10 protein-coding genes are annotated in these 13904 nt (G+C 55.3%); 2 read left to right on the top strand and 8 right to left on the bottom strand.

The annotated features are described in order from the left end of the window. Positions 1-4 precede the first annotated feature (4 nt). The 6 genes from LKH74_RS06190 to LKH74_RS06215 form a co-directional block, all read right to left on the bottom strand. Positions 5-823 carry a carbohydrate ABC transporter permease gene (locus tag LKH74_RS06190; RefSeq protein WP_135368594.1) on the bottom strand — a complete coding sequence of 273 codons (819 nt, stop codon included), beginning with the start codon at positions 821-823 and terminating at the stop codon, positions 5-7. After that, the gene (locus LKH74_RS06195; protein ID WP_287788843.1) at positions 823-1767 is read right to left on the bottom strand and encodes a carbohydrate ABC transporter permease; all 945 of its coding nucleotides are present in this window, start codon (positions 1765-1767) and stop codon (positions 823-825) included. The genes LKH74_RS06190 and LKH74_RS06195 overlap by 1 nt, the downstream gene beginning before the upstream one ends. After that, complete coding sequence (locus tag LKH74_RS06200) at positions 1733-2851, bottom strand: ABC transporter ATP-binding protein (protein ID WP_287788681.1); 1119 nt, start codon at positions 2849-2851, stop codon at positions 1733-1735. Before LKH74_RS06200 ends, LKH74_RS06195 begins: the two co-directional genes overlap by 35 nt. Before the next feature lie 266 nt (positions 2852-3117). Further along, complete coding sequence (locus LKH74_RS06205) at positions 3118-4248, bottom strand: vitamin B12 independent methionine synthase (protein WP_287788683.1); 1131 nt, start codon at positions 4246-4248, stop codon at positions 3118-3120. Positions 4249-4738: 490 nt separating this feature from the next. Next, positions 4739-6259 (bottom strand): ABC transporter permease/substrate-binding protein, encoded by a 1521-nt coding sequence (locus LKH74_RS06210; protein ID WP_287788684.1) that lies wholly within the window; start codon positions 6257-6259, stop codon positions 4739-4741. Next, positions 6260-7192, bottom strand: a complete 933-nt coding sequence (locus LKH74_RS06215; protein WP_287788685.1) for an ABC transporter ATP-binding protein — start codon at positions 7190-7192, stop codon at positions 6260-6262. Between the two features lie 218 nt (positions 7193-7410). Between LKH74_RS06215 and LKH74_RS06220 the strand changes: the two genes are divergently transcribed. Together LKH74_RS06220 and LKH74_RS06225 are read left to right on the top strand one after the other, a co-directional pair. Further along, positions 7411-7833 (top strand): Lrp/AsnC family transcriptional regulator, encoded by a 423-nt coding sequence (locus LKH74_RS06220; protein WP_287788686.1) that lies wholly within the window; start codon positions 7411-7413, stop codon positions 7831-7833. 800 nt (positions 7834-8633) lie between these two features. Then, positions 8634-9869, top strand: coding sequence for an ArgE/DapE family deacylase (locus LKH74_RS06225; protein ID WP_287788687.1), 1236 nt, complete (start codon positions 8634-8636; stop codon positions 9867-9869). Positions 9870-10693: 824 nt separating this feature from the next. Here the strand turns inward: LKH74_RS06225 and LKH74_RS06230 are convergent. Further along, positions 10694-12823, bottom strand: a complete 2130-nt coding sequence (locus LKH74_RS06230) for a WxL domain-containing protein (protein WP_287788688.1) — start codon at positions 12821-12823, stop codon at positions 10694-10696. Positions 12824-12835: 12 nt separating this feature from the next. Beyond that, entirely contained in the window at positions 12836-13846 is a 1011-nt protein-coding gene (locus tag LKH74_RS06235; protein WP_287788690.1) for a DUF916 and DUF3324 domain-containing protein, read from the bottom strand. Positions 13847-13904: the final 58 nt, after the last annotated feature.

A 13904-nucleotide genomic window follows, 5' to 3' on the forward strand; every position in this document is an offset into this window, starting at 1 on the left:
TGTGTCATTTCGTGGCCCCCTCATTTAACCCATTCTTGAAGTAATGTTGTCCCACGAACAAGACGATCAGCGTCGGCACGACCACGATGACCGCACTGGCCTGGATCATGCCCCAGTTGTTGAAGGTTTCTTGCGATTGCAGCTGCCGCAGCCCATCTTGTACAGGGCGGAACTTGTCGCTAAACGTGGTCAGCATAGGCCACAGGTATTGGTTCCAGCTTTCCAAAAAGCTGTAGGCCGCCAGCGTGAACAGGCTGATGCGCGCGTACGGCAGGGTCACGCGCCAGTAGAATTGCCAGTGGTTGAGTCCCTCGACGTCCGCGGCTTCCTTTAACTCCGGTGGGATCTGGCGAAAGGCCTGACGCAACATGAAGATGCCAAAGGCCGAGGTCAGAAACGGAATCACCATGACGCCGTAGTGGTTCAGCAAGTTGAGCCGCCGAACCGTGGCGAAGTTGGGGATGACTTCCGCTTCAAAGGGCAACATCATCGTGGCCAAGATCAGGTAAAACAGCAGGTCGCGGCCCTTGAAGGACAGGAACACAAAGGCGTAGGCGCCCAGCGAACAGAACAGCAACTGGGCGGCCATGGTCAGCGTGGAAATCACGAAACTATTGAGCAAATACCGCAAGATGGCCGTTTGCTTGACGGCTTCCGCGTAATTGGCAAAGGAGATGTGACTGCTCCACAGCGCCCCTTTGGCAATGTCGGCGGTCGGCAGCAGGCTGGTCCAGAACCCCAAAATGAACGGTCCTAAAATCACAATAGCTAAGAGAATCAGGACCAAATAGCGCAGGGGCTTTAAAGTCTTGGTTTGAATCATCAGTAGGTCACCCGCTTCTCTAAGAACTTGAATTGTAGTAACGTAAACAGCGCGATGATGACGGCCAAGATGACCGATTCGGCGCTAGCGAGGCCGTAGTTGCCATTTAAAAAGGCATCCCGGTAGACCTGGTAGACCATCAGGTTGGTGGCGTTGTTGGGCCCGCCAGCCGTCATTAAGTCGATCAGCCCGAAGCTCTTGAACGCGCCAATCAGTGTGACGGTCGAGGTGAAGAACAGCGTGGGACTGATCATGGGCAGCGTCACGTGAAAGAACTGATACCACGGCGATGCGCCCTCGATGGCCGACGCCTCATACAGCGGCTGGGGCACCATTTGTAGCGCGCCGAACAGAATCAAAAACGTGAAGCCCAGGTTCATCCACACCGTCGAAATGATGACAGCCACCATCGCCGGTCCGGGCGTCGTCAACCATTGGACCAGCGGTAAATGCAACAACTTGCCGATTTGGTCGAACAGACCCACGGATGGACTGAAGATGAAGAGCCAAAAGATGGCGGCAACGGAGACGGAGACCCCCATGGTGGCGGAGAAAATCGTCCGGAACCACTGGATCCCAGCCAGTTTGCGCACCGCCATTTGGGCCAGTAGTAAGCCGAGGACCAAGGTGCAGACCACCACGCCAATCACGTAGACGGCCGTGGCTTGCAGGCTGGCCTGGTAGGCGCTAGACGTTAACAGGTTCACGTAATTTTTCAAGCCGACAAAGACCGTGGGCCGGCCGACGTTGTTGGTTAGAAATAGGCTCAGATACAGCGTCCGCAACATCGGGTAGAACACGAAGACGCCCAAGACCAGCAAAGACGGTCCCAAGAAGGCCAACGCGTAGTACTTGTCGTTGACGTGCAGGTTGAAGCTACGTTGCTTTTCTCGCTCGGCGACTTGGGGCTTAGGCGTGGACTGCGGCTTTGGTGTTGACATCATTTCCGCCATGGTGCACGCCCCCTTCCACGATGAATTGGGCCTGACCGGCGTGATCAAAGACGTACGCTTTGCCAGCTAACGCCACGGTCAAGCGGTCCCCGACCTGATAGCTTTCCTCGGCCGCCGTCATCAATTCGATCGGCGTGCCATCGGCCATTTGTGCCTCAAGTAAGATGTCCGAGCCCAAATACTCGACCGTCTTGACCTGGGCGTTGGCCGCGTCCGCTGACGCCCGCATGACGCGCAGGGCGTTGGGCCGCAAGCCGACCACATAATCGGCCACCGGCAAGTCACTCGGCACCGCTAACCGCAGCGTGTCGGCTAACAACAGCTCCCGGTCACCGACGACGCGGGCCGGCAACAGGTTCATCCGCGGGGTGCCAAAGAAGCTGGCCACGAAGGTGTTGGCCGGTTGGTTGTAAATTTCTAGCGGTGTGCCGATCTGTTGGATCGCGTGGTTGTGCAACACCATGATGTGATCCGCCATGGTCATGGCTTCGACCTGATCGTGGGTCACATAGATCACGGTCAAGCCCAATTCCCGCTGGAGGTTCCGCAACTCGGTGCGCATCTTGATCCGCAATTGCGCGTCCAGGTTAGATAACGGTTCGTCCATCAAACAGATCTTCACGTCACTGGCAATCGCCCGCGCCAAGGCCACCCGTTGCCGTTGCCCACCAGAGAGGTCACGGGGCTTGCGGTCCTTGAACTCGTTTAAATTGACCAGGTCAATGGCCCGGTCGACACGTTCCTTGATCTCCGCCGCCGGAAATTTCCGGGCCTTCAACCCAAAGGCCACGTTGTCGCTAACGGATAGGAACGGGAACAACGCGTAACTTTGAAAGACCATGGTCAACTTGCGATCCTTGGGGGGAAGATTGGTGGCCACTTGGTCATCGATCTTCAATTCACCCGCAGAAATCGGAATCAACCCGGCAATCATCCGCAGTAGCGTACTCTTGCCACACCCGGAAGGCCCGACAATCGCAAAGAACTCGCCACTGTTGATGTGGGCACTGACATTTTCCAGCACCCAGTTGCCCGCTGTATACTCTTTGCCTAAAGCATTTAATTCAATCGCCATACTGCCACTCCCCTTTTTATGAATCTGTGACTAGTCTACGTGGCCCACGTAATGAGATGATGTTGTCCTTGTAAATAGTGTGTAAAGTTCTCCGGGAACCCCTTTCAAACCGCAAGTTACCCGCTAGTGCCAAAAGTTGCCGGATTAATTTCAAACCAACGCTAAGCAAAAAAGTGACCGAAGAAATGGCGGGGGCATTCCTTCGGTCACTTATCTAATTAACCTATCTTTTTAATTGCGACTGCTAACTAACTTGCAGCGCCTGCCTAATCCTCGTCCCAAACCTCATCGGCCACCTGCTTCACCAACCGCAGCTTGGCCCACTGCTGGTCTTCGGTCAAGATGTTGCCCTCTTCCGTGGAGGCAAAGCCGCATTGCGTGGAAATGGCCAGGTTAGCCAGGGGCACCTGCTTAGCGGCGTCAGCAATGCGTGCCTTGACCGTCTCAACGTCCTCCAGTTCGGGGAACTTAGACGTGATGAGCCCCAGCACCAGACGCTTATGGGCATCGTGGTGCCAGATCTTCGCCAGCGGCGTGAAACTGCCGGCCCGTTCGTTGTCGTATTCCAGGAACAAGCCGTCATAATTGAGTTCGCCCAGGTAGTCGGCAACATCATCATAACTGCCGGAGAACAGGTAGGTCGACTTGAAGTTCCCCCGACAAATGTGAGTGGTCACGGTCAAGTCGTCCGGCAGGTCCTTTAACAGGGTGTTGATCACGTGGACCGCATCTTGCGCCAGGTTGACGTAGGTCTGATGGGCGGTCACGTCGTCGGTCGTGGCGTTGAGCTTGCTGATGAGAAAGGCCCAGGTCGTATCATCCAGTTGTAAGTAACGACACCCCAGTTCATAGAAATGCAAAATCGTTTCGTGGTAGGCCTTGGCCAGGTCATCTAGGTAGGCGTCCCAGGTCGGGTAAAATTCGTGCCAGTTGTCACTGCGGTTGTCCCGGAACAACATGGTCGGTGACGGGATGGTCTGCTTGACCAGGACACCCGCCGGCACCAGGCTCTGTAAGTATTGGAAGCTCTCAAAAAACGGGTGGTTCGGGTTAAAGGCCACCTTGCCGACCAAATCGGCGTTGTCGGTCCGGGTCTTGCTGCCGTGGAACTTATAACTTTGTTGATAATCATAGTGGCCCACCCCGGTCAGACCCCACAAAAAGTCGAGGTGCCACCAGCTGCGGTTGAATTCGCCATCGGTCACGGCCTTGAGGCCCAGGTCGATCTGTTTTTGCACGACGCGTTTGGTCTCGGCGCGCTGGACTTGTTTCAACTGTTCGGCGTCGATGGCCCCCTGGGCAAACTCGGCGCGGGCTTGTTTCAGCGGGGCTGGTCGCAAGAGACTGCCGACGACATCGTAACGGAACGGAATCTGTGTTTCAGTAAGTGTAGTCATATAAATTCCTCCTATATTTAAACCTAGACAGTGTTTTCCAATCATCAGCTAACGCAAAAACGCGCTCATCCCCAGAACTAATTGCTTAGTTCCAGGGACGAACGCGTCGTTTTACCACCCTCATTTACAAGGCCCTCACAGACCTTGCCTCACCGGTACCATTGATACCCGGAAAGTTAACGGTTCCTACCGACCAAGCAGCGTGAACCGCTTGATAGCTGACGGGAGTTCATCTTCACGATTGGTCGTTGACCCGTTTGCACTGACTCGGGCTCACTGCGCAACGACCTGACCGTTACTCTTCTCCCAGCTTTGTTTATGAAAAACTGATTAGAAATTAATGATAGTTTAGTCTTCTGCTGTCCGCCTGTCAAGGTTAATTTCAGGAAAGCTCGACGACCTTGCTGAAACTGTGTTGCCTGACCGATGAGAGCATCCGTCGCGCGTGAACACCTCCGAGTGATTGCGTCCGCATACTGATCATCTTTTTCTAATCCAACAATCCGTGACTCCTCAGGTAGTCTCTGGCCACCGTGGCGGCCTTTTGGTGCTTGACCGAGACCTGATAATTCATCTTCTGCATGTCCGTGGTCGTGACCTTGCCAGCGAGCTTGTTCAGCGTTGCTCGCAGCTCGGGGTGGGCCGTCAACAGCTTTTCCGTCATCAACGGGGCACCTTGGTACGGCGGGAAGAATGCCTTGTCGTCCTTCAAGACGACCAGGTGGTATTCCTGGACCTCCGGATCGGTGGTGTAGCCGTCGACCAGGTTGACCTTGCCGTTGGCGATGGCCTTGTAGCGAATCGACGGCTCCATGGTCTTGACGCTGGCAAATTTCAAGCCGTACGCCTGACTCAAGCCGGGATAGCCATCCTTTTGTTGGTGGAAATCGGGGTCAAAGCCGGCGTGGACCTTGTCTTCGACGGCGACCAGGTCCGAGATGGTCTTGACGTGATATTTCCGGGCAAACTGTTTAGTGACCGCCAAGTCATAGCCATTTTGATACTTCATCGGCTTGAGGTAAGCCATCTGAAACTGCGACTTCAGCGCACTCTTCGCCGTCTGGTAAGTCTTGGCCGGGTCGTGGCTGGCCGATTTTTCCCCTTTGACCAACGATTCCAGGACGGTCCCAGTGAACTCGGGATAAATGTCGACCGAGCCCGACTGAAGCGCCTTGAACAGGAAGGAGGTCGCGCCAAAGTTGGCCTTGATGGTCACCTTGATGTTCGGGTGGTCGTGTTCGATCAGGTCCTTGTACATGTTGATCAGAATCTCCGGTTCGCTGCCGAGCTTGCCGGCCACCGTGATGGTCGTTTGTGGGTTGGCAAGCTTGCGGTAACCCGCGAAGCCACCAATCAAGACGACCAACGTCATTAAGATGATGCCGGCCTGCTTAAATGACAACTTGCCCAGCCAATCGATTGCGGCGCCAAAGACCAACGCCAGAATCGCCGAGAGCACGGCCCCAATGATCAGCAGAGCGTTGTTGTTGGTTTCGATTCCCAACAGGATGTAAGTCCCCAGCCCACCGGCACCAATCAAGGCAGCCAGCGTGGCGGTCCCAATGATCATGACGGTCGCAATGCGGATCCCCGAGATGATCATCGGTAACGCTAAGGGCAATTCAATCCGAAATAATTTCATCCGCCGTGACAATCCAAACGCCGTCGCCGCCTCTTCCAAGTTGGGGTCGATGGTCGTCAGTCCGGCATACGTATTTTGAAAAATTGGCATCACCGCGTAGATGACCAGCGCGATGATCGACGGCACGGTCCCGATTCCGACGATGGGAATCAAAATCCCCAATAACGCCAGGCTGGGAATCGTCTGGAGGATGCTGGTGATCTGCAGCATGACCTTGGCCCACCGGTCGTGGTGCATCAATAAAATGGCCACGGGAATCGCGATGACCGCCGCAATCAGCAGGGAGATCAACGACAGCCCAATGTGTTGGCCAATCGCGTGAAGGATGTCGCCACCCTGGGTCTGCAAAATATGGTTAATCTGTGACAACTAATTGGCCTCCTTTGTGGCTAAGTAATCCAAGAGATCGGCCGTGGTGAGCTGGCGCACGCCCTGGTCCGTGGTGACGGCCACCGCCGTTTGGGTGCGCAAAGCATCCGCCAGTTCACTGATGGACGCCGTGGCCGGTAACGTGGCCGGCGCACTGGTCGTTTCCCCGTAACCTTCCAGCAATAGATCGTGAATCGCGGCCGGTCGCGGCGTGTGTTCATTTTCAAAGAAGCCCTGCACGAAGTCGTTGGCCGGGTGCTGCATGATGGCCTCGCCCGTGCCAATTTGCTGGATGTGGCCGAGGCGCATGACCGCGATGTGTTGGCCCAACCGCAATGCCTCGTGCATGTCGTGGGTCACGAACACAAACGTCATTTTCAATTCCTGATGGAGGTGTAAGACCAGGTCCTGGAGCTGTTTACGTGAAATCGGGTCCAACGCGCTAAACGGTTCGTCCATCAACACGACCTTAGGCTTGATGGCCAAAGCGCGAATGATGCCGACCCGCTGTTGTTCCCCACCGGACAGCTCGCTGGGCATCCGGGTGGCGTATTGGTCCGGATCCAAGTCGACTTGTTTGAGCAGCGCCCGGGCCCGGTCAATGCGGCGTTTACGCGACCAACCCAGCGACTCGGCTTGAATCGCGATGTTGTCTTGAATGTTCAAATTGGGAAACAGGGCGATATTTTGTAACACGTAACCCATTTGTTGGCGCAACTGTTTTAAATCATAATCAATAATCCGTTTATCATCGAAGTAGATGTTGCCGTCGGTCGGTTCGATCAACCGGTTCAGCATCTTTAATGTCGTGGTCTTGCCACTACCACTGGGGCCGACCAGCACAAAAAAGTCCCCGGTCGGAATCGTCAAATTCAAGTCGTCTAGGGCTTGATTCCCGGCGTAGCGTTTACTAACGTTCTTAAATTCTATCATGACGACCTCCGTCCTGTTACTTTGTTATTAACAAGAACTATCTCACTACTGAGATAGTTCAAATAGTAGTTACCGTTTAATTATACTAATCTTCACCTAGATTCCTAAGCAAACGGCTTACAAATTTCCTAATGCAATGACCTCTACTTTACACGCTTTGAGTAGGACTGTTAATATTAAAACCAAAGCATTGGCCCCCTAAAAACTTAGAAAACAAGGTGTTTACCATCCCAGACGAAATCGACATGGCCATCATCAAGGCCCTAAATCGCGACAGCCGCATCAAGACCAGTCACCTGGCCAAATTGGTCCACCTGACCGCCCCAGCCGTGGCCGCCCGCATTCAACGGTTGACCGATACCGGCGTCATCACCCGTTATACCGTGGAAGTGGACCTCGACAAGTTGGGGTTCCCCCGGCAGGTCTTCATCCAAGTCGCGGTCCAAGAACAACAGCACGCCGCTTATTTGAAATTGGTCCACCACTATCACAATGATATTCGCCACCACTACCGCACGACCGGTCAGTTCGCCTACATGATCGAAGGCGCGTTCCCGGACCGCCACGACTTGAGCGACTTCCTTCAGGCTTTGAGCAAGCTGGCGACCTACCAGGTGATTGACGTGATCGACGATATTTGAGGCCTGGAATGATAGTATTCTAACACCTGAAATTGGTTAAACCAGGCGCCTACGTCAGCCAGGGTTCCGCCTGCTCTGGGGAACACCTCCAGCCTGAGGAACGGGCTTCCGGTTCGCTTGAGAGCCTGACAAAGACCGCCAGTCTCTCAAGTCGTCCCACGCTGTAACCTGGCAAGCAACGCCAGGTAACACCGCCGACACAGCCGGCTCCACCCTGGCTGCCTCCGGCAAGGTTGATGGCTATCAGCAGCACAGTGTTAATGAAAGACTAGTCGTCAATGCAGCTGCTATCCGGGGTTAAGACGACAGTTTCTAGCATGACGCGGTCAATAACTACTCCTAACACCACGCACCTAGCTGATTTTATCTTTCAATCTTTAGACACCTGCTACTATTTAAAAAGCGTCAGAACAATTGGGTTCTGGCGTTTTTTACTAGTTATCTAGGTCAACCAGCGTAATCTCAACTTAATCATTGTCCACAAACACTTGTCCCGGCTCGCGGCTGGCCATCACGTAGCGGTGCGCCTTCTGAATCTGGTCTGCCTACAGTATCAACTGACAGACTAGTGGCAACGTCGCTGGCAACTGGCCGTCCGCTTGCCCCTATTTTTAGTACCTTCATCCTGCACAAAATCAGCCCGCATCACTTCCCAGTACATTTGCCACCCTCACCCCAATTCGCCGCCTGACAGTCTTGACCCCTCCCGCGAAAAGTGCTGTAATCAGGTTGAACATCATTTCTCTGCTTAATCAATGATAACTATTCGTGGTCAAACTAAACCTAAGGTGGAATCAATTATGGATGAAGTAGTTCAAGCACTAAGCGATATTATTCAATTAAACACGGTCAACGGCCATGAAAAATTGGTCGCCGACTACCTGGCGAACCTTTTGAAACAACACGGTATCGACAGCAAGGCGGTCGCCTACGAACCGGATCGAGTCAGCCTGGTCGCCGAAATTGGCGATGGTCACGGTCCCGTTGTTGGTTTTGATGGTCACGAAGACATCGTGGCGCTCGGCGATGCCGCTAAATGGCAAGTCGAGGCCCTTTCCGCCACCATCAAAGACAACAACATGCTGGGTCGCGGGACGTCCGATATGAAGTCCGGCTTAATGGCCGGCGTCTTTGCCCTGATTCATTTGAAGGAACAAAACGTGCCGCTTCACGGAACCCTGCGTTTGATGGCCACGGTGGGCGAGGAATACGGCCAATACGGTGCCAAACAACTCGCCGAAGCCGGCTACGCCCAGGATCTGGACACCCTGATCGTCGGCGAACCCAGCGGTGTCAACAAGCAGTTACTCTTGCAAAAGCAGATTCAATACATGCTGCAAAGCGATGAAGCTGGCGCCAAGGACCTGTTAGCGGCCAACCAGACCAATGAACAACACTTTATTGAACTGGCACACAAGGGCTCTTTGACCTACACGGTGCACTCCAAGGGTGTCGCCGCTCACAGTTCCATGCCCGAAATCGGCAAGAACGCCATCACCCCGCTGATGACCTTCTATCAAAAAGAAGAAGCCTACTTTGACAGCATCAAGGCCTACCGCAACCCGGTCTTGGGCCCGGTCACGCCCGTCGTCACCATGGTCAAGGGCGGCGAACAAATCAACACGGTGCCCGCCAGCGCAGACTTGTCCGTCAAGATTCGGACCATTCCTGAACTGGCCAACGCTGACATCACCGCGTCCATCAAGCAAATCATTGCGGAAATCAACGCCCAAGGGGCCGACCTGAGTCTGGAAATCCACAGCGACTTACGGCCCATGCACACCATGGACGACACGCAACTGGTCACCGTGGCCAAGGCAATCGGTGAGGACGTCTTGCAACAAAAGCTCCCATTGATCGGCGTTCCCGGCGGCACCGACGCGTCCTCCTTCTTGGCGGTCAACCCGAACATCGACGTCATCGTCTTCGGCCCCGGCAACATCACCGCGCACCAAGTCAATGAGTACGTCGATCTGGACATGTACCACCGGTTCATCACCATCTACGAACGGTTGATCACAGAACTGTTGAAATAGATTGGCGATATTGGTTACGGCGTGCGGAGCTGGTCGCCTTGCCGTCCGGCCAATCTGAGTTGGAACGCGGTGGACGGACCGGCCGAGCCATGAGGCGGTCTCGTCCTCGCTTTGAGCCGAAAAACACGTCTCAAAGTGGCCTCATGGCCGAAACGTGCGCCAACAGGCAACTGGTTCCGCTTAACAGGGCTAGGCAAATAATCTAGGACCAGGATTATCCGCCTAGCACCGTTAATGCTCGCCAGTTAACCGCCTGTCGTCACACTCTTGTTAAGCGGCTGAACCCATATTTGGCGAACTCTCGGCTAAGGTTGTGCATGCCAGTAACAGTCGTCTTAAAACCAGATTGTAGCTGCGTTGACGGCTAGTCTATCATTAACACTGTGTTGCTGATAGACATCAACCTTGCCGGAGGCAGCCAGGGTGGAACCAGCTGTGTCGGTGGTGTTGGCTGAGGTTTTTTCTCAGCCTACAGCACGGGACGACTTGAGAGACTGGCGATTTTTGCCAGGCTCTCAAGCGAACCGGAAGACCGCTTCTCAGGCTGGAGGTGTTCCCCAGAGCAGGTGGAGCCCTGGCTGACGCAGGCGCCTGGTTTCACTAATTTTAGGTTCAACCTTCAATTCACCATCATAAAAGCGCAGTCGTCTCGTCTCCCACCTTCACAGGGAGCGAAACGACTGCGCTTTGCTTGCCTCTAACTATGCCGCTGGTCACCACGTCAACCCGGTCACATTAGGTTGGGCTGTCGTCGCGCCAACTGGTCGTCTTTAGCCGGTCGCTGACCGCTAAAGCGTACCTGTGACATTCCGTTAACGCGGTGGTCATTGCGGCGCATCGGTCAGCGCCCAGGTAATCGTGCCCTGGTACTGACCGCTAAGTGAGGCGCTTTGCACGTGCAATAGGACGCCGGTGTCATCGCGCCAACCACCGGCCACATCGACCTCACCATCGGCCACGCTATCATCCGTCACGTGCGAATACACTGCGGTAGGGGTGGTCAAGATGGGGATGCGCTGGTAGTCAGTGACGTAGACCGGCTGGCCCACCAGTTGAGCGCCGTGCGCGTCCTTGGCGATAAAGGGGGTCGCCGCCGCGGTCAACGTCCACCGCTCACCGGTCCCGCGGGTATCCCGCACCGCGAGTTGCCACTGACCGGCACGTTTGACCAACTGGCTTTGCCCCGTTAGTCGCGTCGCTTGGAAATTTTCCTGTGGTGAGACCGTTGAAAATTTCAGCTCGCCAGCCACCGCGAGGGTGACGGTAACCGGCGCCGATTCATCCCCCATCGCCGTCACGGCTCGCAGAACCAGATTGTTGGTCCCACCCTGTAGCTGCTTGGCCGTTAATGGAAGCGTAAACTGGCCGTCCTTGACCGACACGTCCGGTAAGGCCTGACCGTTCAACACGGGCTTGACCCGCAATCCAGTCAACGCCGGACTGACGGTCCCGGTCACCGTAGTAGCGGTCCCGGCTGCCAATTTGGCAGGATTGTCGCTAGTCACCTTCAGGTCCAGGTCGGCGTGCGGGTTGATGAAATACTTGGGACTATCGACCGCACACGTCTGCGTGGTGGACGTAAACGTACTGGTGACCGGCGCCACGGGCGTGCAGGCCGTCACCGTATCGACCTGCCCAACAACGCGAACGGTAGCTTGGCGATTGGCGGTGTTGAGCGCCTCACGCAGCCGCATCGAAAGCCGGTGGTCCTTGACATCGCGCACCGGTACCGTCTGTGGTGGCAAGTGGGCATCTTGGTAGGTGATGGTAATGGCTTCGGGCGTAAACGCCGTTGGCAGGGCCAAATTGGCCAAAATGTTTTGCCACGGCTGACGACCATCCACGTATTTCAGCTGATAGTCGAGCTGGAGGCGATCACCGCCGAGCACCTGGCCGTTGGTCGTGAGTTCGCGGGCCTGCGACAGGTTGGTGGCCGTCAGATCGGCGTTCGCACTGACCAGCCCCGGGATATTTTCCAGGACCACCAGGTTGTTTTCCGCCTGACTGCCACTGGTCGCGGTGAATCCCCAACGCACCTCCCCCGTTTGGTGGGGGTCCAGCATGAAGGGAAAGACGCGCGCCTCATCATGGCGGCCCGGTTGCCGCTCGCCCGTGACCGGGTTACGGTCATCAAACGCGTACGACAGCGTTTCGGCGCGATAGTCCCACTTCAACGTCACATGGTACCACTGCCCGTTCGCTAGGAAATTCGGGTGATTGACGTCCTCAATGACGCCGTGATGCGTCATGTTGAAGTAGTAGTGCTTATGGTTCAGGAGCCCTTTGTCAAAGACCCGCTGGGTATAAGTCCGAGGATCGGCGGGAAAATTGTTGCCGATGTGGGGACCATGCTCCGCGCCGTCAAACGCGTTGGCCTGACCGACCGCGGATTTCCCCCAGTCGCCGTTGTAGCCCGTGTCAAATTCCAACGCCCAGCTATTTTGAATAGCCGTTTCGGCAAGTGCCTTCGGTTGGGACTGGTGGCGATCATTGTCGATGCCCCAGACCCCTACCGTTTCCGCTGGGATGGCATCCTTACTCTTGACCGGCATGGCCCCGATGCCACGCCAGTCATTTTGCAGGACAAAGGCTACCCCGCCGGCTGACTTGACACCCTGGTCTCCCAGGTAGAGCCACGCCGAAATCGTCTGGTCGTGGTACAGGCTAAAGCTCCCCGCATCCAAGGACCACAGCGACCCGAACTGGTGCGTCCCGGACGTTAACGCCGCAACGTCGGTGCCGGGCGTCGCTTCATTTTTGCCATCCATAACGGTGGCTGAGCTCTTCTTTGTCGTCTCGGTTGTGACGAACGCATTGGTTTTGTCGAGGACGATACCCTGCGGCGCCGTCGCCAATGCGTGATCTAAATCACTATCGGCGCGGGCAACAATGGGCGCACTCCCCAGACAAATCGCCAGTAACAACCAGCCAGCGCTTAACCACCGTTTAAACAACACACTTTCCTCCTATTGCAATGACTTTCTCTGTTGACGATTGCGGTAAATCAGGTAGCCGATGACGGCCAGTAAAGCGACAATGATGAGCCCCAAGACCAGGTACAGCCAGTAGTTTGGCCGCTTAGTTGGCGTAATCACCGTCTTATTGAGCCGTTTGACCGTCTTCTTGGCAATCGTAAAGTTGCGGGTGAACTGCCAATTTTGTTTGCCCGCCTGAGCCGTTAAGTGCAGGATGTACTGGCCCGCCGGCAGGTCTTTGTTGCCCCAAGGGATGGCGAAGTTAAAGTTACTGTTAGGCGCCATACCCATGTGGCTTTGTTGCTGGCTGATCAGCGGTTGCAATTGGCTTTGCCCCGCCTTCATGACCTGCGCATTGACCTTCAAGCCAGACATGATGCCGGGTTCCGGATTTTGCAAATTGGCCGTGATGAAGTTACGACGGTTGAGCTGGGTCGCCCGAACCTGGTGTAAGACCAGATTAGGCTTGACCAGCGCACCCTCACGCAATTCCACCCCGATCGCGTAAGCAAACGCATTTCTGATGGAAATGGGAACTTTCGGTTTAGCCGCCTTGCCTTGCAGTTGCGCCACATAGACGCCGCCGAGCAAGGTGCCCCGCACCGTTTTTTCAGGCATTTGTAACGTCAACACGACAGTTTTTTGCGAGTTGGCCGGCACCGTCACGCGTTGGCCGCTCGCCTTGGTGAAGAGTTCTTTCATCCCCACCTGAAGCGTTGGATCCAACTTAGGGTCGCTTTGGCTATAGTCAATGACCCCGTTGTCGTTGGTCACCGCCTGATTGACGCTGACCGCGAACCGTTGCGTGGTGTTGCTGGTATTGCTGATGACGATCTTGAGCTGCTGTTGTTGACCCGGTTGCGTGTGCAAATCAAAATAGCTGACCTGCTTGCTCAACTGGTCGCTAGGCAACTCCGCCTTCACGGTATAGCCCACCGAACTGGCCGACGCGCTGGCCAGTTGCGCACCCCACGCCAACATGGCCACTAGTACTGCAAACAAAATTTTAAGTCCCCGCTGCATACTGACTCCCCCAATCAATCAGCGAAAAAGTCCTAAC

Source organism: Levilactobacillus sp., from assembly GCF_022646225.1.
Classification (GTDB): Bacteria; Bacillota; Bacilli; order Lactobacillales; family Lactobacillaceae; genus Levilactobacillus; species Levilactobacillus suantsaiihabitans.

Excerpts from the sequence above, each read along its gene's own strand:
- LKH74_RS06190 (WP_135368594.1), bottom strand. The coding sequence starts at position 823 with ATGATTCAAACCAAGACTTTAAAGCCCCTGCGCTATTTGGTCCTGATT.
- LKH74_RS06200 (WP_287788681.1), bottom strand. The coding sequence starts at position 2,851 with ATGGCGATTGAATTAAATGCTTTAGGCAAAGAGTATACAGCGGGCAAC.
- LKH74_RS06225 (WP_287788687.1), top strand. The coding sequence starts at position 8,634 with ATGGATGAAGTAGTTCAAGCACTAAGCGATATTATTCAATTAAACACG.
- LKH74_RS06195 (WP_287788843.1), bottom strand. The coding sequence starts at position 1,767 with ATGATGTCAACACCAAAGCCGCAGTCCACGCCTAAGCCCCAAGTCGCC.
- LKH74_RS06205 (WP_287788683.1), bottom strand. The coding sequence starts at position 4,248 with ATGACTACACTTACTGAAACACAGATTCCGTTCCGTTACGATGTCGTC.
- LKH74_RS06215 (WP_287788685.1), bottom strand. The coding sequence starts at position 7,192 with ATGATAGAATTTAAGAACGTTAGTAAACGCTACGCCGGGAATCAAGCC.